Annotated in this window: 16 protein-coding genes; 10 read left to right on the top strand and 6 right to left on the bottom strand. The window is 42.3% G+C overall.

Annotation, left to right across the window (positions count from 1 at the left end; all coding sequences use genetic code 11):
* Positions 1–299: 299 nt before the first annotated feature.
* Complete coding sequence (locus CXF69_RS10985; RefSeq protein WP_057758283.1) at positions 300–785, top strand: FKBP-type peptidyl-prolyl cis-trans isomerase; 486 nt, start codon at positions 300–302, stop codon at positions 783–785.
* A gap of 505 nt (positions 786–1,290) precedes the next feature.
* Here the strand turns inward: CXF69_RS10985 and CXF69_RS10980 are convergent.
* Positions 1,291–3,501, bottom strand: a complete 2,211-nt coding sequence (locus CXF69_RS10980) for a carboxy terminal-processing peptidase (protein ID WP_102078101.1) — start codon at positions 3,499–3,501, stop codon at positions 1,291–1,293.
* A gap of 464 nt (positions 3,502–3,965) precedes the next feature.
* Between CXF69_RS10980 and nagZ the strand changes: the two genes are divergently transcribed.
* Positions 3,966–5,042, top strand: coding sequence for a beta-N-acetylhexosaminidase (gene nagZ / locus CXF69_RS10975; RefSeq protein ID WP_102078100.1), 1,077 nt, complete (start codon positions 3,966–3,968; stop codon positions 5,040–5,042).
* A gap of 102 nt (positions 5,043–5,144) precedes the next feature.
* Here nagZ and CXF69_RS10970 read toward each other — a convergent pair whose 3' ends face one another.
* The gene (locus CXF69_RS10970; protein ID WP_102078099.1) at positions 5,145–6,740 is read right to left on the bottom strand and encodes an OmpA family protein; all 1,596 of its coding nucleotides are present in this window, start codon (positions 6,738–6,740) and stop codon (positions 5,145–5,147) included.
* Between the two features lie 302 nt (positions 6,741–7,042).
* Positions 7,043–8,680: a hypothetical protein gene (locus CXF69_RS10965; protein WP_102078098.1), complete on the bottom strand. Its 1,638-nt coding sequence runs from the start codon at positions 8,678–8,680 to the stop codon at positions 7,043–7,045.
* A 423-nt stretch (positions 8,681–9,103) separates the two neighbouring features.
* On the opposite strand from CXF69_RS10965, the gene CXF69_RS10960 reads away from it, so the two are divergent.
* The 6 genes from CXF69_RS10960 (at position 9,104) to CXF69_RS10935 (ending at position 14,311) form a co-directional block, all read left to right on the top strand.
* Positions 9,104–9,712, top strand: a complete 609-nt coding sequence (locus CXF69_RS10960; protein ID WP_102078097.1) for a rhomboid family intramembrane serine protease — start codon at positions 9,104–9,106, stop codon at positions 9,710–9,712.
* An 83-nt stretch (positions 9,713–9,795) separates the two neighbouring features.
* A complete protein-coding gene (locus CXF69_RS10955) occupies positions 9,796–10,752 on the top strand; it encodes a metallophosphoesterase (RefSeq protein WP_102078096.1) in 957 nt (318 codons plus the stop codon).
* A gap of 107 nt (positions 10,753–10,859) precedes the next feature.
* On the top strand, positions 10,860–11,411 hold the full coding sequence (purE, locus tag CXF69_RS10950; RefSeq protein WP_102078095.1) for a 5-(carboxyamino)imidazole ribonucleotide mutase: 552 nt from the start codon (positions 10,860–10,862) through the stop codon (positions 11,409–11,411).
* Between the two features lie 197 nt (positions 11,412–11,608).
* Positions 11,609–12,985 (top strand): 5-(carboxyamino)imidazole ribonucleotide synthase, encoded by a 1,377-nt coding sequence (locus CXF69_RS10945; protein WP_102078094.1) that lies wholly within the window; start codon positions 11,609–11,611, stop codon positions 12,983–12,985.
* Positions 12,985–13,434, top strand: coding sequence for a YaiI/YqxD family protein (locus tag CXF69_RS10940; protein WP_102078093.1), 450 nt, complete (start codon positions 12,985–12,987; stop codon positions 13,432–13,434). Before CXF69_RS10945 ends, CXF69_RS10940 begins: the two co-directional genes overlap by 1 nt.
* A gap of 235 nt (positions 13,435–13,669) precedes the next feature.
* Positions 13,670–14,311: an NAD(P)H-binding protein gene (locus tag CXF69_RS10935; protein WP_102078092.1), complete on the top strand. Its 642-nt coding sequence runs from the start codon at positions 13,670–13,672 to the stop codon at positions 14,309–14,311.
* A 157-nt stretch (positions 14,312–14,468) separates the two neighbouring features.
* On the opposite strand, the gene epmA is transcribed toward CXF69_RS10935, so the two are convergent.
* From epmA to CXF69_RS10920, 3 genes are all read right to left on the bottom strand, one after another.
* Positions 14,469–15,497, bottom strand: coding sequence for an EF-P lysine aminoacylase EpmA (epmA, locus tag CXF69_RS10930; protein ID WP_102078091.1), 1,029 nt, complete (start codon positions 15,495–15,497; stop codon positions 14,469–14,471).
* Between the two features lie 50 nt (positions 15,498–15,547).
* Positions 15,548–16,657 (bottom strand): 4-phosphoerythronate dehydrogenase, encoded by a 1,110-nt coding sequence (locus CXF69_RS10925; protein ID WP_102078118.1) that lies wholly within the window; start codon positions 16,655–16,657, stop codon positions 15,548–15,550.
* Between the two features lie 280 nt (positions 16,658–16,937).
* Complete coding sequence (locus CXF69_RS10920) at positions 16,938–18,065, bottom strand: AI-2E family transporter (RefSeq protein ID WP_102078090.1); 1,128 nt, start codon at positions 18,063–18,065, stop codon at positions 16,938–16,940.
* Between the two features lie 875 nt (positions 18,066–18,940).
* On the opposite strand from CXF69_RS10920, the gene CXF69_RS10915 reads away from it, so the two are divergent.
* Together CXF69_RS10915 and CXF69_RS10910 are read left to right on the top strand one after the other, a co-directional pair.
* On the top strand, positions 18,941–20,632 hold the full coding sequence (locus CXF69_RS10915) for an NAD+ synthase (RefSeq protein WP_102078089.1): 1,692 nt from the start codon (positions 18,941–18,943) through the stop codon (positions 20,630–20,632).
* A 213-nt stretch (positions 20,633–20,845) separates the two neighbouring features.
* Complete coding sequence (locus CXF69_RS10910) at positions 20,846–22,120, top strand: polyamine export protein PaeA (protein ID WP_102078088.1); 1,275 nt, start codon at positions 20,846–20,848, stop codon at positions 22,118–22,120.
* Positions 22,121–22,156 lie beyond the last annotated feature (36 nt).

The raw sequence follows: 22,156 nt of genomic DNA, 5'->3' as shown, positions 1-22,156 counted from the left end.
ATTATGCTAGAAGTCCTGCTCTAAAAAAGCAACTCCTAAACCATGAATAGCCAATAGCTATGCATTAGCTATAGAAAATAGCAGTTATTATTGTAAATTGTGGCATTAATTGGCATTTTTTATGTTTTTTGCCTTGAAAGTTATGTGGGCCATCTCAATTAAAGATGCTAACTGCTAAAGTTACTTTAATAAACTGATGATAATTGACTAATGACGTGGCCTTTTGGCTTGCAGATTGGCTTTTTTAGGTTTATTGCAACCGTATTTAATTTTTTACATAGATATATTTAGGATATTTTATGACTACTATCGCAAAAGACACTGCCGTCAAATTCAATTACACATTAAAAGACGACGAAGGCAATATCCTTGACCAGTCACCAGAAGGTCAGCCACTTGCTTATCTACATGGTCACAGCAACATTATCCCAGGCCTAGAAGCACAATTAGAAGGTAAGTCTGCTGGCGAAAAAGTTAATGCAGTCGTTGAACCTGCTGATGGCTACGGCGAATACCAAGAGCAAGCAGTACAGCACGTACCACGTGACAACTTCCAAGGCGTTGATGACATTCAGCCTGGTATGCAGTTCCAGTCAGAAGCTGGCGGCCAAGTAATGTTGGTTACTGTGACTGCTGTGAACGATCAAGAAGTGACTGTTGATGCAAACCATCCATTGGCTGGCAAACGTTTGACATTTGATGTTGAAATCCAAGAAGTACGTGCAGCAACTGAAGACGAATTAAACCATGGCCATGTACATGGTGCAGGTGGCGTTGAGCACTAATCTCTTCTAGAGTGTAGTGAATATAGTTAGATAATAAGTTATTAAATTTATCATCTAATCTAAAAGGCCAGTAGCCGATAAGGTTACTGGCCTTTTTTTATGCTTATCTCATGGCAAGTTTCGAATTAATATAAATATGATTAACTTGAATACTATCTATTTAAAGAATCCGCCATAAAATTATTAATATCCAGACGTAACAAAGCCGCATAACGACAAGCGTCATGCGGCTTTTATTACCAACCATCCATGTTAGCGTTACGTGATACCTAATCCCGGGGCATCTCATAACTGACAGGCATCCAGCCTTATCATCCTTAATCAGCAAACTACTTATCCCTAGTGCGACCTTTAAGATACCAATCCCTAGTATCAATGAACCGTTTCGTTCAATCGTGCCGTACAGTTATAGTCGCAGATTGACCCTTCGTTGGTAAGAGGTCTAAACGTCAATCTATGTAAGCATATGCTTACATAGATTACGTAACGCTATAATAACTTCACATTATAGCTTCTCTTCAGGGCTAAGCATTGTCTTAGGTTCTGCACTGAGCATAAGGTAAGCTGCCTCATTGATGAATGCTTCATCCTCTGGCAATTCTGGACGCTCAGCGGCTTTCATACGGCTACGTTCTTCAAATTTTGCGTCCATCGCTGCCTGATAAGTGTTCCAATTAGAGTACGGACGCTCACCAGTTGCGATAAGGCGCTTGTTTTCTGCTTCTAATGAGCGTTTTTCAATTAGCTGCATTTTAGCTCGGCGGCTATTGATATCTAAACGAACAGGTTTCTTTTCATCATCCATGTTACGAATATCATTTAGTGTCGATAGATAAGTAAACTGCGGGTCTTTTTGTTGGCGAATCTTAGACTGCTGATTGAGTGTCGCCAATGTATCACTGGTAAACTTCCCTTCAGGCTTATACGGCGCCGTTCTGATAGTGTCCCAAGGCAATGCTTTTTTCTGAGCGCGCTCGCCGAAGGTTGCATCATCATAGATATTGACTAGCTCAACGTCTGGTACAACACCTTTATTTTGCGTACTACCGCCAGTGACACGATAAAACTTACGCTGAGTTAAGGTGGCAGAGCCTAAAGCTAAGCTATCGAGCTGAATCTGCGCAGAGCCTTTACCAGTTGTCGTACTACCAACTACTAATCCGCGACCATAGTCTTGAATAGCAGCGGCAAAGATTTCACTGGCTGATGCCGATGCTAAGTTGGTAATGACCGACATTTTGCCATCATACAACTGCTCGCCACCATCGTTGTCACGATACACTTGAATGTTACCGCGATTATCACGAATCTGTACCAGTGGTCCACTCTTGATAAAGAAACCTAACATCTTGGCAACTTCATCTAATGAGCCGCCAGGGTTATTACGCAAATCAACCACTAGGCCATCGATATTTTGTTTATTCAACTCTTTTAACGCTTTTTCAGTATCGATACTGACGCTACGGTAGTCTTCACCATTACGACGCGCACGATAGTTTAAATAAAAGCTTGGTATCTCAAGTACGCCAATACGCTTTGGTGTCTTATCAATATTAGGACGCTGCACTTCTACCACTCGCTGAGTGACGCCTGACTCTTCTTGCTGAATAATGTCTCGTACCACCGTGACCGTACGGGCGCTAGCATCTGGGGTGTTAGGTTGACGTAGTTTCAGTGTGACCGATGTACCGCGTTTTCCGCGAATCAAGCTGACAATTTCACGTGTTGACCAACCAACCACGTCCGTCATGGTTTCGCCATCTTTTGCGATACCAACTATCAAATCATTGGGCTTGATTTGACCCGACTTGGCGGCTGGACCACCATCGACCAAAGTCACAATACGAGTATAATCTGGATTTTTGCGATCTGGACGAATAGAGACACCAATACCTTCTAACTGAAGACTAGACTGGATTTGCAGTTCAGTCGCTTGAATCGGTGCATAATAATTACTGTGTGGATCATAGGTTAGCATCGCCGTATTTAAGATGGTTTCCATGATTTCATCATCTTTGAGACGCTTAAACTGCTCTTGTTGACGCGACAAACGATTTTGTAAAATTTCATTTGGCGTACGCTCATCGTTACGTACCAAGTCTTGCCCACGAGTGATATCTGGATTGCTTAAAAATACTTTTTCTTTGGCTTTTTCGTCTTCTTGACCGAGGGTAATACTCATCAACTGGAACTTTAGCTGACGTTCCCAGTAATCGCGCTGCTCTTTTTTGGTTTTAAAATGGCCGAGTTTTTCTCGATCAAGAATGATTGTGTCGTTACCTGTCAAATCAATATCTGTTTTGAGCATCTTGGTGGCCATCGCAAAGTACTCATTTGAGCGTTTGCGGTAACGATCAAACACCTCTACCCCTGCAGATAGATCACCTTGTTTTAGGCGAGCACCAAAGTCTTCAGCGTGTTTTTTCTTCAGCTCATCGACATCAGATTGCAAAAATAACGTATGGTTTGGGTCAAGGCTATCAATATACATTGATAGGATTTCACTACCAGTCTTGCTATCTAAAGGCTGATTGAGATAATGACTGCGATCCAGCAAAGCAGCTACTTGACGGGTGGTGACCTTTTGCTCAGGGGTTTGAACGAAACTTCCCGTATTGGTCTCGGCGACTGCAGTACCGTAACTTTGAGTCAGAATAATACCGGCGATGCCCACTGACGCTGCACTGAGTAACCACTGTGCTGGTTGTTTTTTCATCATATGTACCTAGTTATTTAAAGTTAATAGTATTGGGTAATTCATCAGAATTAGAAATGCTCGAATCTGTTATGACCTATACATGCTGTGTTTTTTATTCTTATACTTTATGCATCATTAAATACTGATATATAGTCAAAAATCAATCAATATTATCATGCGCATAAATACTGAACTGTCTCAAACTGTATAAGCAATCTTACACGCTACGTCTATACATACCAAACTTTCTATCACTTTTATCATACATAGCAATTGAGGGCTATCAACATCGATTTGATGACTGAATTTGATGGCTATTAGCAAATTGATTTGACCCCAATAACCTGCCACATTATGCTCAATTAATAATAACTGTCATAATAAGATATCTGAACAATGACCGCTAAGCGATAAGACAGCCATAGATAGATAATCAGTCACCCTCATAATATAACCATATATAAAATAATAAGGATCACGCGATGTACGGCGTTTTAATGATAGATATCGATAGTACCGCTTTGACCGCTGAAGATGTCAGCTTGATTAAACAAGCACAGGTCGGTGGAGTAATATTGTTTGGTCGTAACGTCACAGATGCGGCCCAAGTCAGAGCACTATGCGATGATATACGTTATCACAATCAAGACATACTTATCGGTGTAGACCAAGAAGGTGGACGAGTCGCGAGGCTACGTGAAGGCTTCACGCCCCTACCTGCTATGGGACGATTGGGTGAGCTATTCAATCAAGACCCAAGTCAAGCACTTAGCTGCGCCTACGATTGCGGTTATCTAATGGCAGCTGAAGTATTAGCTGTAGGAATTGATTTGAGCTTTGCACCCGTACTGGATAGAGATGGTATTAGCCAAGTCATCGGTGATCGCAGCTTTCATCATGAGCCGCAAGCCATCACTGCGCTTGCAACACAGTTTATGCGTGGAATGAAAGCGGCTGGTATGGCAACCACTGGTAAACACTTCCCCGGTCATGGTGCCATCGCTCCTGACTCTCACGTATCAGAAGCCATTGATACGCGCAGCTTAGATGAAATCATTAATAGCGACATGCAACCTTTTGCTCAAACGCTACATAGTCTGGACGCTCTTATGCCAGCACATGTGATATTTTCGCAAGTAGACGACAAGCCAGCAGGTTTCTCCAAGATTTGGCTACAAGATATCATTCGAGATGAGCTTAAATTTGATGGGGTATTATTCTCTGATGATTTATCGATGGCAGGTGCAAAGGCGGCTGGTGATGTCAGTGCTCGCGTAAAAGCGGCCATTGATGCCGGTTGTGATATTGCCCTCGTGTGCAACGACCGTGTGGCTGCTCATGAGGCGGCTAAAGCTGCGCAAGATCTGCCTTACCCTAATCAGCAACGTATCAAAACCATGCGCGGCAACATCCCAACATGGCAAGGCGACCTTGAATCTACCTGCCAGCAGTTTGAATACTGGCAGCAAGCCAAGCAAAATGTTACTCAGACTTTCTTTGATGCGCAAGCTGATGGTCAGACTGCTAAGCAATCAACAGATCCTACTCTGTATAAATAATAGCTTACTTAACTATCATCGAGCAGCATACAAAAAAACCGCACCTTTATAAGATGCGGTTTTTATCATTTGGCTACTATAATCAAAATAAGAACAAATAGATTAATTGGTTGGGTCTACCGCAGTACCTTGAGTAGCATCATCACCATCTGGTAACAAGTCATCATTATTACTATCTAATGGGTTCATATCTGGGTCTAGCGAATCACTGTTTATCATCATGCCATCATTTGCGCTGACCACTTCGTCATTGACCATAAATTCAATACGGCGATTGCGGAAGCGACCTTGTTCGGTTGAATTATCTGCGATTGGTTCTGATTCGCCCATACCTTTGGTCGTTAATTTACTGGCATCAACCCCTTTAGACACTAGATACGCTTTCACTGACTCAGCACGCTCCTGAGACAGCTCCATATTATAGGTATCAGAGGCCTGACTGTCCGTATGACCGACGATCATCAGCTTCATATCAGGTACGTTATTGATGATTTCTGCAGCACGGTCTAGCAGCGCCTTATTGACTTCAGGTATAACCGCTTCATCTACTTGGAAGTTAATCACCTGAATACTCAAAGCGCGAGCAACATCACGTGGATCTGGGTTATCACCCAGATTGGTCATCGCGACATCTGCAGCAGCCAGACTGTCATCAATCTCGCCTTGCAAGTCTAATGGGCCTTCAGCTTGCACGGTCATGGCAGGAGCAGCTGCTTGTAGGTCAGCAACCAACTTGTCCAACGCGGCTTTATCAGGAGCATTGACAGTAATGTTATCGCCTTTGATAATCATGCTCGCGTTCGGTACATTTTTGATAATTGGTAATATCGTAGCCAGTTGAGCAGATGCTGGCATATCTACTGCAAAATTATCATCAACGTCAGCACGGCATTTATTGGCTTCATCACCAAATGCACCAGTCAAAGCGTTCATAACATTGGTTTGTAGTGTCTCATCACCCACGCTCATACGACAAGCATACAGCTCGCTATTTTCACCAGTTGCGATGCTCAGTGATGCAGGCTCAATTGCGCCTGCAACCGCTAATGCCTCATTACCTTGCGCCCCTTGCTGTACTGTAGCCGCTGGCGTTGCTACAGGCTCAGGGTTTTCTTGACAGCCTCTGAGTAGTGCCCAAGCCAGTGCACCCAAGATAATCAAACCAATAATAGGTAGCAGCGCTTTCATAAAGCTCTCTTTTGGCTCTTCTTCTTTTTCTAGTGGTGCTGTACTGGTGGTATCAGAAATTGGTGTGCTAGCCGTAGAGGTGGCAGCGACCGCACTAGCAGGCAAAACAGTACCCGCCCATGCAGGGATATGATGCTGATAACTGTTCAGGTTGTCATTCAAAAATTGCGGAACGGGCGTGGTACCAGCCAAGCTTTTTATTTCATGAAAAGCTAGTGGCGCTGCCATCGCAATCAAACCACGTGAAGCGGTTGCATCGACATTATGTTTGCCTGCTAATTCGCGAGAAATTTGGTCGCGGTGTGCCCCTTCTGTCCATACACGGTCATAAAAAGCATTGTCGTCACGGGCAATATTTTCATTAGCAAAGCGACTAAAAGTATCGTTGTCTGCAAGACGAGCAGCAAAAATGGCATAAAACTGTTCTAGTAGATTTTTCTTAGCTGGGCTACGGTCATCTTCTAATACGGCTGGGCTGACGGTGCGTGTCAAATGGCTAATAATATCCATAATATGGCTCTCCCCTTAATTTTTATTTATATGATTCGTTCGCTCAAAAAGCAGCTATATCATTCTTTCGTATTCAATCGTTATAGTATTAGGTAATCATGATAGCGATAAATCCATCAAACTACTTTATTTGGTTTTGATTATTATAAAATTCTTAAGCTGCTATTCACAGTCTGTGCGTTGTTGTGCAAATGATACAGTAAGTAATGTTTCGGTTGGCACACGTAACTGTAGCTAAATCACATGAAAAGATAGGCCATATAAAAAGACACGCCCTATGAAACAGCGTGCCTTATAAAAAACTACCTAACTTGAGCTGGTTCAGCAACGATAACCGTGTTTGCCATCTCATCCACTTCTGAAGGTGAAAAAGGGCCTGGCGGTCTGGTCGTTTGATTATTTGAAGGAAAGTTGTTGGGAATATTACTCGCGCCATTGGTAGGCAGATTGTTGGGCGCATTATTAAAACTGTTATTATTGTTAGGCAAAGGAGTTGGTATCACACGATCTCCAGTATCATCATCTGATGCTTGGTATTCGCCAGAGTTACTATTTACCCCATTATTATTGAGTTGATTATTAATCCCCGCCCCATCATCTACAAACTGGTTATTTGCGTTTGCCATGTTGTTCGTAGCATCACCAATATTACTATTATCAGGCAATGGCAGTGGTGCTGTACTCTCGACTACCATCGTTGGTGCTAAGTTGCGTACTTCTGTGACCAGTCTTTGTAGCAGCATATTGTCTGGCGCCTCTAGTGTGAGACGGTCATTTTGCACATGCAAACGTGCAAATGGTGTTGATCTAAGCATCGTCAAGACATTGGGCAGTGTCTCCGCAGGCATATTAGCGATTGTGGTTGCTACCCCATCCTGTATGTTCAACTCACAAATACTTGCCTGCTCACCAAAGCTTGTATTAAGCGCCTGTTGCAACGTGCTTTGCAGCGCAGCATCGCCAACGGTCGCACTACAAGTGTACAAGTTGCCGCCGTTATCAACACCGACAATAAGCTCAACAGGAGTCGTTGTTGGTACAGGAGGCACGGGTGCTGGCGGTGGTTCAACAGGTGCCGTGGCCACAGGCTCTACTGGTATTTCATTATTGGGTTTCACTAATAATGCCCATGCTGCTAGGGCAAGCGCAGCAAGGGCTACTATTAATAAAAACACACGTATTAGTAGATCGTTTCGTTGATTGCGAGTGCGTACTTGTGCATGCTTCAAGTTACTGTTTTCTGCCAGATGATAGGCTGCTGGATTGGCATGAATAGCATCACTACTGGCAATCGTATTGTCATCTAACGCTTCAGTGTTTGCGCGCTCAACAGTTGATATTTGCTCTATACTTTCTACATCAGTGTTCGTTATTGGTGCGACTATGCCAGTATCTAAAGTAGCGTCGTCAAGTTTATTCGATATATCGTCACTTACTGGCACATGTGCTGGTATATGGCCATCATCTGAATTGAAGCTTGTTTGTATTTGCTGACTAACGCCTTGAGTAGCAGTAATCACAGCTGCTGCCCAGATAGGTAAATATGGTCGTAAAGCAGCCTGTTTGTCTTGTAAAAATGCTGGCAAAAACTGCCCATTGGCCAATACTTTTAACTCACGATATGCCAACGGCGCGGCACTAATTAGTAGTTGCTCAGTTGTCTGCTCATCAATGTGATGGGTGGCTGACAACTCTTGGACGATAGTCTCTTGCAGGCTTTTATCTTGCCATATTTGTTCAAATAAGGGGCTTTCATTATTGCTGCTAGTAATTACTTGGTCAGTACGCAGCAATTGTGAGTAAACCTGTGGCACAGCTAAACGCGCGGCCAAAACAGCATAAAACTGCTCAAGTAGACTGACATAGGCGACATTATTGCTGTCATCATTACCCATTACAGCTGGGGTTACCGTTTTTTCTAGCTGGTCAATAATGTTCATATTTCACTGTCTCTATCAGCCTTATTTGTATGTGCAAGAACTAAGCACTTATTTTGTTTTTATGTACATCATTTGGAAATGTTACTTTTTTATCTAAGGCCGTACTCGTAACTAGTCTGAGCATTACCTTAGTTATTGGTGTCTTCATTACCATCGCTCTAAAAGTTTCACTTATGTTGCATGGTACACTGCTACATTATTCACTATAACCGCATAAAAAAGCATCGTTTTGTCACACAATAGGTATTCGCGTTATCGCAACTGCTGTTAGTATTGGTCTATTGCTAATGGTTAGTACCTAATACGGATCAGACGTCAAACTTACTTTTTAATCAGCCGTAACGCTTAGGCTTTGAATATTGTCATTTGTAGCTTGTCATTTGTAACATTGTCACATATCAGGCACGGCCTAAGGATTTTCCTTTGTTAAACCATACGACGCTTATTATCATTATTACCGTTATTGTCAGCTTATTGGCTTGGCAAAACAAGACGCTATTTAATCGATTGATTTTTTACCCGCCAGCAGTCAACAATGGGCAATGGGATCGTTTTGTCACGCATGGCTTTATTCATGCCGACAGTATGCATCTGCTATTCAACATGTTTACGTTGTACTTCTTTGGTCGAGCTATTGAAGGGCTATATCGTTCATTTTTGTTTGGCTATGGTTTTGTGGTTTTTTATATATTGGCTATTGTTGTAGCCATGATTCCAAGCTATCTTAAAAATAAAGACAATGCCAGTTACTTAAGTCTTGGGGCATCGGGCGGTGTATCGGCGGTCTTATTTGCCTTTATTTTGCTAGCACCGTGGGAGCGAATTTACTTATTTGCCATTATTCCCATTCCTGCGATACTGTTTGCCGTCGCTTATGTATTTTATAGTATTTATGCTGACAAACGTGGTGGCTCAAATATCAATCATATGGCACATATGTGGGGCGGCGCATTTGGCTTCATTGCCACGATTATTTTAGAACCTAAAGTACTACCCCATTTTATAAATGCTTTATTGTCGCCTGGTTTTTAAACTGTTTTCTCAAATAGAAATTCTTTGAATCAGGGCAATTAAGCAAATTGCTTACTTTTACGTTTGAGATTTAATAATTCATTATGATTATAGATATTATCGGTGATATTCATGGTTATGCAGACAAGCTCGTTGGTTTGTTAAACCAATTAGGCTACGAGCATAACGGTCAGCATTTTGTGCCGCCAGCTGGTCACAAGGCATTATTCATTGGCGATTTGATTGACCGTGGGTCACAGCAACTGGCCACATTAGAGATTGTCTTTGCGATGTTAGACGCAGACGTGGCTGATGCGGTGATGGGCAATCATGAATATAATGCCTTGGCTTATGCTACGCTCGATCCTGAGGATTCTAGCCTGTATCTGCGCTCACATAATGCGGTACATAAACGCCAACATGAAGCGTTCTTGGCGGAGATACCGTTCGGCTCAGAGCAGCACGAATACTGGTTACAGCGCTTATATGAGATACCTCTGTGGATTGAGACAGATTATGCCTGTTTCGTCCATGCTTGCTGGGATGTAGATAGTATGGCGGTGCTAAAGCCACTGCTGACGGATAATAACTGCCTAACCCCTGAAGGTCTAATCGTAACCGCTAAAGAAGATACCATCACCTTTGATGCTTTAGAACGAGTATTAAAAGGGATTGAGACAGGGTTGCCTGATGGTATCATCATGGTAGATAAAGAAGGTACTGAGCGCACGCGAGTACGAGTACGCTGGTGGCTAGATGAGCTAAATACACGCACACTTCGTGAAGTGTCTCGTGCTCCATCGTCCGCATTGGCACAAATACCGCCTGATGCGTTGGCTGAAAATATTGAATTTGCACTAAAAACTCATAAACCTGTATTTGTCGGGCACTATTGGCTCACTGGCACACCTGAGCCACTCAGTTCACAAGTTGCCTGTACTGACTACTCTGCTGCAGTGGATAGCGGCTATCTAACATGCTATCAACTGGATACCAAGCAACCATTACCATTGACAGCCAATCACTTTGTTCAGCATTATCACGATGAAAAACAAATATAAAATCGTGATATCAATGCAATTAGCGCCATACCAGTATTAAAAGTCAAACTTGGCTTTACGAGTGTAGCAAAATTTTTGTATGATGGTCTTTTTGAGGATATCCAATCATGAGCACCACGAATACTGCTGCTAACCAGAACGGTCCAATTACCTCTCCTGCTGGTCAGCCAAAAGTCGGCATTATCATGGGTTCGCAATCTGATTGGGCGACCATGAGTGCCGCGGCACAATTGCTAGCAGACTTTGATATTGCCTTTGAGTGTGAAGTGGTTTCTGCCCACCGTACACCTGATAGACTATTTGATTACGCCAAAAGTGCAAAAGACAACGGTCTACAAGTGATCATTGCTGGTGCAGGCGGTGCCGCTCATCTCCCAGGTATGTGTGCCAGTCAAACGCCGCTACCTGTCTTTGGTGTCCCTGTAAAGTCATCTATGTTGAGCGGTTGGGATAGTCTACTGTCTATCGTACAAATGCCAAAAGGCGTCGCTGTTGGTACTTTGGCGATTGGTACTGCTGGTGCTTATAATGCTGCTCTACTTGCAATTCAAGTATTGGCATTGCATGATGATACGATCGCTACCAAGCTTGATCAAATGCGCCAGTCTCAGACTGAGACTATTCTTGCTAGCCCAACACCAGGTATTATCAATCCTTAGGTAGATATAAGTCGATCGGCTTTTATAGCAGCGTCTTTTATATTTATAGCTTAACGATTGAAGCTATCACTGTATATTTTTAAGCAATTTCGAGTAGAGATAAGGTGCATACAGTGCACCTTTTCCTATTTTCACCCATTGAATTTTAGATTTTAATAGCCCAAACACCTTATTCACTTTTATTCAAAGAGCCTGCCATGACTACAGCAAACGCTTATCCTGTTACCCAAACCATTCGTACCATCGGTATTTTAGGCGGTGGTCAGCTTGGTATGATGCTTGCCGAAGCCGCCATGCCACTGGGTTACCAATGTGTATTCTTAGAAGACAATCCAGAATGCCCTGCCAGCTTATACGGTCGTGTCTTTCATAGCGATCAATTAGAAGACTTTATCGCAGCAGCGGATGTCTTTACGTTAGAGTTTGAAAACACGCCAACATCTACAGTCGAGCAGCTGGTTAGCTTGTCAAAGTCTGGCAGCAAGCAAGGCATGTTCCCACCGCTGATTGCGCTTGATATCGCTCAAGATCGTCTAAAAGAAAAACAGATGTTCAACACACTTGATATCGCAACCGTGCCATTTATGGAAGTAAATTCTGAAGCTGAGCTCAAGCACGCTTGTAAAGAGTTAGGACTGCCTATCGTTCTAAAAACCAGCCGAGGTGGTTACGATGGCAAAGGTCAGTTCGTTATCAAGCAAGACAGTGATATTAAAGCTGCTTGGCTAGATTTAAAGGACGCTGTCAGTGGTAAAGGCTCACTTACGCCAACACCTGCGCCGTTAATTGCTGAAGGTTTTATTAACTTTAGTCGTGAAGTCTCTATCATTGCAGCAAGAGCACAAAATGGTCAGGTACGCTGTTACGATTTGGTCGAAAACCATCATCACAACGGTATACTAGCCAAGACTCAAGCACCTGCTGTTGGCACGAGTCACCTGTTTCAACAAGCAACAGACGCTATCACCAAAATCATGAACCATTTGGATTATGTTGGCGTTATGGCGCTTGAATTATTCGTCACCAAAGATGCTCGCGGTCACAACGCGATACTGGCGAATGAGATCGCACCACGGGTACACAACTCTGGACACTGGAGTATCGAAGGCGCTATTACCAGTCAGTTTGAGAATCATATCCGTGCCGTGGTCAACTTGCCATTAGGCGATACAGATAACGTGCATCCTGCGATTATGGTAAATGTGCTGGGTCAATATCCTGATATTAGTGCAGTACTAAACATCGATGGCGCTCATTACCATAGCTATCATAAGGCTGAGCGTGACGATCGCAAGATTGCTCATATCACCTTAATGCCTAACGACGTGACTGATTTAGAGCCTGCTATGGCAAAATTGGTTGCTATCTTGCCAAACAAGGTTGGTCTAGATAAAGAATATGCAAGCGTGGATACTCAGCCTAGTAAAGCAGACGTCGATGCTAAGAATAATGCTAAGAACAGTACTCAGAACAGTGTTCAAAACGATGCCACAGTTGATAATCTAGACACTAAAGACAGTCAAGCAGACAGCCTGACTACTACTCCATTAAAATCTGAGAAGGCCAAGAAATAATGCAGATTTGGGTGGACGCAGACTCGGTACCATTGACTGCCAAAGATTTGATTATTAAAACGGCTGAACGTACCAAGACCATGGCCATATTTGTGGCCAATCAGCCGATTAAGCTACGCAAGTCGCCTCTACTTGTTATGACTGTCGTACCGTCAGGATTCGACAAAGCTGATGATTATATCGTTGAGCAGATACAGGCTGGTGACTTGGCTATCACTAGCGATATCCCCTTAGCCAATGATATTTTGGATAAAGGTGGTATGGTACTGACAACGCGCGGCGTGGTCTACGACAAAAACAACATCAAGCAAAAGCTCAATATGCGCGACTTTATGGATACCATGCGCGGTACTGGCGTCCTAGAATTGCAAGAAATGAGCGGTCAAAAACCTTACGGCGATCGGGATAAAAAAGCCTTTGCCGACGGTCTCAATCGCTTGGTTCGTTAATGCCTTTTATCGTTCTATCTGACGCCTACCCATCCTGTCTTCTATTAAGTAACATTATTTAGCCAACGTTTGCTTCCTTGCAAACTGTATACACTCTATAACCAAACACTATTCAATCAGCACGCTTTATAACGAAGCGTGCTACCTATCTTTGTTACTCTATATTCAGTTTTTAAGATAAATAAACTTACTGAATAATTCAAAAAATAGCATTTAAATAAGAATAGGAATGATTATGAAAATTTTAGTCGTTGGTGCAAGTGGTCGAGTGGGCGGTGATTTGGTTAAGCAGTTATTGGCTGATGATCATCAAGTTATTGGCACGACTCGTCAGAAAGAAAAGTTATTTGATAATGACAATTATACCCAGCTAGATTTAGACATTACAGCAAGTAAAGACTCTATTGATAAACAATTGGATCAGGATATTGAGGCTATTTACTTTGTTGCAGGATCTGGTGGTAAAAACGTCTTAGAAGTTGACTTGCATGGTGCTGTAAAAACGATGCAGGCTGCACAAGATAAAGGCATTAAACGTTATATTATGCTGAGCTCAGTCTTTTCATTAGAAACTGACAAATGGGATGAAAACCCAGGTATTTCGGACCTAAAAGAATACTACATCTCTAAACACTACGCAGATCACTGGTTAGTGAATAACAGCTCGCTGGATTACACTATTGTACAGCCAGGCGCACTAAAAGAACGCGCAGGTACTGGTAAAATTACTATTAATGATACCAGCTCTGGTGAGAATGCCATCGAAGATGTAGCGACAACATTGGCTGCTGTACTCACAGCGGATAACACCATAGGTAAGGTATTCAATCTACATAATGGTGATATCGATATCAATGAAGCAGTTGCTACGGTATAAATAAATTTAGTATTAGCAAAATTGGTTGTGGATGCTAGATTTTAGAAGCAGCCAATACAAAAGGTCGTTATCGATTCGCCAATATCTAATTGGTAAATCGGCAACGACCTTTTTATTATATATTTAGATTACAACTAATCGAAAAAAGCTCTTTCAATCATGCTTGCCCACTGGGAAAAGGGATGACTTCTTCTAAGCTGCTTGCACCTGTTAAAACCATTAGCAATCTATCCATACCAACTGCGATACCGCTACATGGCATCAAATCATTGGATGCGGCTAATAGATGCTCATCAATTGGCATTTGAGGTAGGTTATGACGCGCACGTAATTGATTGTCTTGTGCAAAACGGTCGCGCAGTGCTTGACCATCTGCTAATTCATCATAAGCATTGGCGATCTCAACGCCATTAATATACAGCTCAAAACGTTTTGCAATTTTATTACCGTCTTTATCCATAGCGGTTTTCGCTAACGCAGCGGTCGCAGGTGGATACTCTATAATCAATGTCGGCAAATCATGACCTAGGTTTGGCTCTACGACGTGACTGAATAACAAATCTAACCAGCTCTGGCGACGATTTTCTTCGCTATCATCAGTATTATTAAAATTAAATCCTGTCAAACCCATATCTTCTGCCACGGCTTGCAATGCAGTTAAACTCGCTGTCAATGGATGTATACCCACGAAGTCCATAAAGGCATCGACATAGCGATAATGACTCATCACAACAGAATGACCATAAAGCGCTTCTAACAACTCATTAAGTTCAGTTGCTATCTCGTCCAGACTATAATTCGGTTGATACCATTCAAGCATCGTAAATTCAATATTATGACGCGTACCTATTTCATTATCACGAAAGACAGGACAAATCTGATAAATAGGTACTTGCCAGCTGGCTAATAAACGCTTCATTGCAAACTCAGGCGAGGTATGCAGATAATAAGTGCGCGGACGGTCTTGATAGGTCACATGAGCTGCTACAGACTGCAAAAAAGTGTCTGTGTTGCCTGCTTGGGATAATAGCGGTGTTTGCACTTCCAGCACTTGTCGACTGGTAAAAAACTGACGAATATTGCTGACGAATTGCGCGCGCTGTTGTGCCATCGTAAGTGTCATGGTTGGCGCGTAGCTAGGCTGAGAAGTAATAGGCTGCGAAGAAATGTTATTTGCTTGAGTCATTGGGCTCTACTGCGACTGATGAATAATTGGTTGCTCAGTATCTTGTTTAATTAAAACTGCCACTCACGGCGCAAGTTATAATCACGTCTCAGACCGTCGAAGTCAGCACCACTTACTTGCCCATCAACTGCTTTATTTCGTAACGAGGTATCATCTTGCATGATGTCATAAAACTTTGGCAGTCTGTCTGGATATGATTTTAATTCAGACCATAAGAACATATTTAGCGGTAGCAGATTGGACATAGATTGAGCTGGAGGTATCGCTAATTTTTCACACAAGGCATCATAAATCATTTGTGTGCCACGTAGCTTACCTTCTAGTGTATAGCCAGCGATATGCGGTGTGGCAATAGCGAGTTTGGATAATAAGCTTACTGCGACTTCTGGCTCATGCTCAAACACATCTAGCACCACTTGTCGTCCAGTACACTCAATATCTGCTTCAAGCGCGCTTTCCTCAATCACAGGCCCGCGCGCACTATTAATCAATATCGTATCCGCAGGCATCATTGCCAATGCAGCTGCATTAATCAGATGACGTGTTGGGTAATCACTACCTTTAGGATTCGTCGCATTCTTCTCATTAGTCAAAGGCACATGCAGACTAACTACGTCACTTTGGCTAAGTACCTGCTCCAAGCTAGCATTGTTAGTTTTAGAGGCTGGCAACAGGGGATCATAACCTAGCACCTGCCAACCCAGATCATAGGCATATTGAGCAAGTGTACTGCCGATATTGCCAAGGCCAATGATACCTAAGGTTAATGACGCCGACTGCTGCCAATACTGCGGACACAAAGTAAAAACAGCCGTCAACACATACTGAGCCACAGAATGCTTGCTACAACCAGCCGCATTGGCAAAAGTGATATTGCGAGACGCTAGATAATCTTGATCTACATGGTCGGTACCAATAGTCGCAGACCCAACAAACTGCACGCTGTTATTGTCAGCCAATAGCGCTTCATTTACTTTCGTCACAGAGCGTATCAGCAGCACATCTGGCTGTACTTCGGTAAGTAGCGCTGCATCAATATCTCGACCAGCGACAGTAATAATCTCAACCGTATGCTCAGTCAGCTGACCAAGCATAGCATCATTAAAAAAATCATTCAGACTGGCGATGTTGCTATCCGCTAAAATAGTGATATTTTTAATTGTACTTAATTTATCGGTCTTATTATTCGTCGAATCTGCCATATTCTCATTTGTCATTATTCATCATCTCTATCGATAATTTTTTACATCGTATTTTCTAGGGCGTGTCTTCATTTCAAAAATGGAGATAAAAATAAGATAAATTGCCGTCAAACAAGAAAAATAGCGTAGATAATATCAGGATATTAAATAGCTATTTGACGATGTTTGGCAAAATTTAGCCATTTTTAGGCCATTTAGATGGCCATCGGGTGAATTGAAGACACGCCCTAATGACTCATTATTCTGGTTCGTGCACAGGATCTATCGCACGAGAGTCAGAAAGCATCACCTCTTGCTGAGCAAATATCTCATTCTTATGCTGCGATATCCACTCGCGCCATACTGCAAGCCCGATAGCCAATACGACAGGCCCAATAAACAAACCAACAAAACCAAACGCTGTTAGACCACCTAATACACCAATAAAAATAATGATAAAAGGGATTTTGGTCGCGCCGCTAATGACGATAGGACGAATCAAATTATCCACCCAGCTAATTACCAGTACACCCCATAGTGCCAATCCAATACCCTCTGCAGTATGTCCTTGGCTCAACAGCCAAATCGATACCCCGCCCCAAACGAATGGCGTGCCAAACGGAATCAAGGCAATAATAAAAGTAACAATGGTCAATAAAATAGGACTTGGTGCACCAGCGAAGTAATAGCCGATACCAGCCAATAATGCCTGAGCCAATGCCGTCAGCCCGATGCCGTATACCACAGCGCGCGTAGTTGTACCCACAGAATCGATGTAACCGTCGATACGATTGCCGATGATGTTACGCAGCGCTTGACGAATCTGGCGAACCAGACTGGTGCCATCTCGGTAAAAGAAGAAAAGCGTCATTAACGCCATACCGAGTTTGGCCAAACTACTGAACACCACATCAAATGCTATTTTGCCGTAATATAAATGCGACTGAACCCAAATGCGAAAAGCTTCTAGCGTCCCTTCTGGGTTTTTGTTAATACGCCACAGTACGTCTTTGACTTGCTGACCGATGATAGGTAAATCTTTGAGGGAGTCAGGCACATCTAAGTAACCTACCTTGATACGGTAAATCAAATTACTGATTAAACTTAAAGCTTCTTGCTGCAAGATAAACACACCGATAACCACTGGCACACCAATTATCAGTGAAATACTCACCGTCATAATAGCGGCGCTAAAGTCTGGGCTTAGCTTTACCTTTTCATGAAAGAAATTATAAATAGGAAAGGTCACATAGGCCAAAATCGCTGCCCACAGCGCTGGTACAATAAAAAACTGCACCACTTGAAAACACAATACGAACAGCACCACTAGCAACGTAATTGCCAATAAGCGCTGAATAATAAATTCTTTTGTCCAGTTTTCAATCATAGCGTATAAACCAAAAGCGGACAGCAAAAGATAATTTTGCTGGCGAGTTTATAAATGTGTGATGAATATTAGCTTTTAGACACTGTCTGTAAGCCATATCCATTAGCGAGAGTTGCGAGTCGTACAAAAAAGCATTGCGTCGGACTTATATTGCTACAGACTTATAAATTCACATGAAGATTAAGTAATATAACAGTTAAATAGTATGACTATGTCCAGTTCCATACTACAAATTCACAGCCATTCATTATCATAGACAACACAATAAAAATGCAGTTAGCACGCTTTATTATGCAATAAAGCGTGTGAATTATATAACGCGTTGTTGTAATCTTTACTTACAACTTTGTCTATGCAAGCTTACTAGATGACGACGATAATGACTAGCGCATAATGCTTGAATTTAGTGTGTAAAAATGATGTATCGAAAACTGCTTTTATGTACAGCTTTTAAACTGTTATCTTATAAGGGAATCCACTGGTGCGTTCTATTTGTCGCGACAATTGATGTTATACTAAAGCAATTATTTTAAGCTTTTCAGTGTAGTTAAGTTTATTTGCACATGTTTATTTACATCATCGTACAGACATCGAATCCTCTGAGCCAGATTTCAATACCCGCTTATACCGTCTTCTTTTAGACTATCATAAGTTCTCATTTTAGGGTGTCGCCATCACTTAGAGTGAGTTACTTGAGCAAAATCATAAGTCTTTTATAAAGGCTTATATAAGATTTAGACTCAGCATATCAGCTCAATATTTGAGCTTGGTATGCCAGAGCGCAGTTTTGAGTTAATTTCGGATTTACTTTGATTTTATTTGAAATCAATGCAGACACACCAAATTTTAATAATATATCGATAGGAACAATAACAATGTCAAAAGACACTGATAACCCCAACTCTAACACCTCAAACGAAGCCAGTAAGACCAATAAACCACAAGATACTGTCACTTTTGCCTTAGCTCAATCACATTTTTTGGTCGGCGATATCTCAACCAACGTCGAAAAAATGCGTACCCTAGCATTACAAGCACGCGAACAGGGTGCTGACGTAATCGTATTCCCAGAGTTAGCGCTACTAGGCTACCCTCCACAAGATTTATTGCTACGCCCAAGCTTATCAGGTCGCGTCAAAAGCGCTTTGTCTACTTTGAGTGATATTGATGATATCGTCATGATCGTCGGCTATCCGCATGTCGACCATCACGGTACTTTTAACTCTGCTGCCATCCTACATAATGGTCATCAAAAAGGCTTTTACCATAAGCAAATTTTGCCAAATTATGGCGTGTTTGATGAGCGTCGCTATTTTGATAAAGGTCGCAATCAAGTTTTATTTGACTATAAAGGCATTACCATTGGTCTGCTTATCTGTGAAGACTTGTGGGAAAAAGGTCCTATCTCTGAGCTTAAAAAACAGGGTGCTGATTTAATCGTAAGCTTAAACGCGTCACCTTTTGAGATTGAAAAGCAAGACAATCGCAAAACCATGCTAGCCAAGCGTAGCCGTGAAAACAAGCTACCTATCGTCTATGTCAACGCAGTGGGCGGGCAAGACGATCTAGTGTTTGATGGTGGCTCTATGGCTGTACAAGCTGACGGCAGCATTGCTCATGAAGCGCCGCGCTTTATGAACCAGTTGCTACTGGCTACGTTAGATGTAAAAACTGCGAAGTTCAACGAGCAGACCAAAGCGCCTCTAACCTTGAGCCGTGAATCTGAAATGTATCAGGCGTTAGTCGTCGGTCTACGCGACTATGTCAACCATTCAGGATTCTCTGGCATTATTGTCGGGTTGTCAGGTGGTATTGACTCAGCATTGACGCTCTGTATCGCTGTTGATGCTCTGGGCGCTGACAAGGTATATGCAGTCATGATGCCATACGAATACACTTCTCAAATCAGTCTAGAAGATGCTCAAGCCCAAGCACGTCGCTTAAATGTTTCTTACACCGTCTGCCCTATTTTTGACGCTGTCGAAGGCATCCGTCATACGCTAGCGCCGTTATTCAATAAGTCGCCAGCGGACACTACCGAAGAAAATATCCAAGCGCGCGCTCGCGGTGTTATTTTGATGGCCTTGTCCAATAAATTCGGTCATTTGGTTATCACGACTGGTAACAAGTCAGAATTGGCAGTAGGTTACTCGACACTATATGGCGACATGGCTGGTGGCTTTGACGTACTAAAAGACGTATATAAGTCTCAAGTTTATAAATTGGCGAGCTATCGTAACCGTTTAGAGGATACGCCGGTTATTCCTGAGCGCGTTATTACTCGTCCGCCATCAGCTGAATTACGTCCAGATCAAAAAGATCAAGACAGCTTGCCGGACTACGATGTGTTAGATGGTATTTTGACGTCATATATCGATGAAGATATGGGCTATCAAGAAATTATTGATAAAGGCTTCGATGCTGAGATGGTCGCCAAAGTCATCAAAATGGTAGACAACAGCGAATACAAACGCTTGCAATCTCCTATCGGTACTAAGATTAGCCACAAAGCTTTTGGACGTGAACGCCGTTATCCATTGGTCAATAAGTGGTCAATTAAAGGTTAATTACTACATACCTCTCAACTCTTACTATCTATAAGTTGAGAGGTACTAGTTAGCCAGTTTTAAAAGATATCGAATTTTTTACTATTAGCTGGGTGCTTTCCCAGCTTTTTTGGTTTTTATCCACCAGAAATTTTATACCTAACCCGATTCTTTTCCACACAGTTTTATCAACTATTTTGCCTTAATTATCTTTATTTCTTTTTCGAGTACGTCATGAGTTTGCTAACCGCTAGTGTTTTTCTTCTTTTACTGCTTGCCTTAAGCACCTTTGTCTCTGCTGCTGAGATTGCCATCGCCGCAGGACGCAAAATCAAGCTCCAAATTATGGCAAAAGAAGGCGATGTTCGCGCACTTGACGTCCTTAATATGCAGGAGCATCCTGGAAGTTTTATTACCGTCGTACAAATAGTACTAAATGCGGTCGCTATTTCAGCTGGTGCCGTGGGTGAGTCGGCCATTAGTCCTTATCTCGAGCAGTTATTAAATAGTGAAACGATAGCATCGGTTATATCATTTGTACTTATCACGAGTTTGTTTTCACTCCTTGCCGACCTAATGCCTAGGCGTTTGGCCATGTCAAATGCTGAGACGATAGCGGTACGGCTCGTACGCCCGATGATGTTGTTAATATTTATACTAAAGCCCATTATATGGGTGTTCGATGGCGCCGCAAATATCCTGTTTAAGCTTTTTGGTATTTCAACCATACGTCAAGATGATATGACACCAGAAGATATTTATGCAGTGATGGATGCAGGTGCTGAAGCAGGTGTATTAAAGAAGCAAGAGCATCACTTGATAGAAAACATCTTTGATATGCAGGAGCGTACCGTCACCTCAGTAATGAACCCTCGCGAAAATATCGTTTATTTTGATACCAAGACAAGTACCGAAGAAGTCGTGAATATCATGATTGAGCAGCCACACAATAAGTTCTTGGTCTGCCATGATGACGATTTAGAACATATCGTTGGTTATGTGGAATCTCGTAGCTTTTTAGCTTTGGTCTTGAACCAACAAGAAGTTAGCTTAACGAACAAAGCTCTATTGAAACCAGCACTTTTCGTACCTGATACGCTGTCTTTGTTTGAAGTATTAGAGATGTTTAAATCTACTGGCGCTGATTTTGCAGTCATCGTGAATGAATATGCCCTAGTCGTTGGAGTTATCACCTTAAAAGACGTGATGAGCATTGTGATGGGTGAGTTGGTAACGCTCGAGGAACAGCCTATTGTCCAGCGTACTGACAACTCCTGGTTAATCGATGGTATGACTCCTATCGAAGATGTGATTCGTGCATTAGATATCGTCGACTTACCATGCAGTCAAAATTACGAAACTATCAGTGGATTTATGATGTATATGCTTCGAAAAATCCCTAAAAAGACCGACACGATTGAGTATGCCAATTATCGATTTGAGATTATTGCGACTGATAATCTTAAAATCACACAGATGCTAGTCACCAAATTAGAAGATGTCATTTAATTTACTGGCCAGTTAAAGAATGCTTAACTAGCCTAT

This window comes from Psychrobacter sp. Choline-02u-9, assembly GCF_002836505.1.
Lineage (GTDB): Bacteria > Pseudomonadota > Gammaproteobacteria > Pseudomonadales > Moraxellaceae > Psychrobacter.
Note: the sequence above shows the minus strand (reverse complement) of the source record. Positions and strands in the feature narration are given on the sequence as shown.

Coding starts and splice junctions, on each gene's coding strand:
- CXF69_RS10965 (WP_102078098.1), bottom strand. CDS start 8,680: ATGAACATTATTGACCAGCTAGAAAAAACGGTAACCCCAGCTGTAATG.
- CXF69_RS10980 (WP_102078101.1), bottom strand. CDS start 3,501: ATGAAAAAACAACCAGCACAGTGGTTACTCAGTGCAGCGTCAGTGGGC.
- CXF69_RS10915 (WP_102078089.1), top strand. CDS start 18,941: ATGTCAAAAGACACTGATAACCCCAACTCTAACACCTCAAACGAAGCC.
- CXF69_RS10940 (WP_102078093.1), top strand. CDS start 12,985: ATGCAGATTTGGGTGGACGCAGACTCGGTACCATTGACTGCCAAAGAT.
- CXF69_RS10945 (WP_102078094.1), top strand. CDS start 11,609: ATGACTACAGCAAACGCTTATCCTGTTACCCAAACCATTCGTACCATC.
- CXF69_RS10970 (WP_102078099.1), bottom strand. CDS start 6,740: ATGGATATTATTAGCCATTTGACACGCACCGTCAGCCCAGCCGTATTA.
- CXF69_RS10985 (WP_057758283.1), top strand. CDS start 300: ATGACTACTATCGCAAAAGACACTGCCGTCAAATTCAATTACACATTA.
- CXF69_RS10920 (WP_102078090.1), bottom strand. CDS start 18,065: ATGATTGAAAACTGGACAAAAGAATTTATTATTCAGCGCTTATTGGCA.
- epmA (WP_102078091.1), bottom strand. CDS start 15,497: ATGACTCAAGCAAATAACATTTCTTCGCAGCCTATTACTTCTCAGCCT.
- purE (WP_102078095.1), top strand. CDS start 10,860: ATGAGCACCACGAATACTGCTGCTAACCAGAACGGTCCAATTACCTCT.
- CXF69_RS10910 (WP_102078088.1), top strand. CDS start 20,846: ATGAGTTTGCTAACCGCTAGTGTTTTTCTTCTTTTACTGCTTGCCTTA.
- nagZ (WP_102078100.1), top strand. CDS start 3,966: ATGTACGGCGTTTTAATGATAGATATCGATAGTACCGCTTTGACCGCT.
- CXF69_RS10935 (WP_102078092.1), top strand. CDS start 13,670: ATGAAAATTTTAGTCGTTGGTGCAAGTGGTCGAGTGGGCGGTGATTTG.
- CXF69_RS10955 (WP_102078096.1), top strand. CDS start 9,796: ATGATTATAGATATTATCGGTGATATTCATGGTTATGCAGACAAGCTC.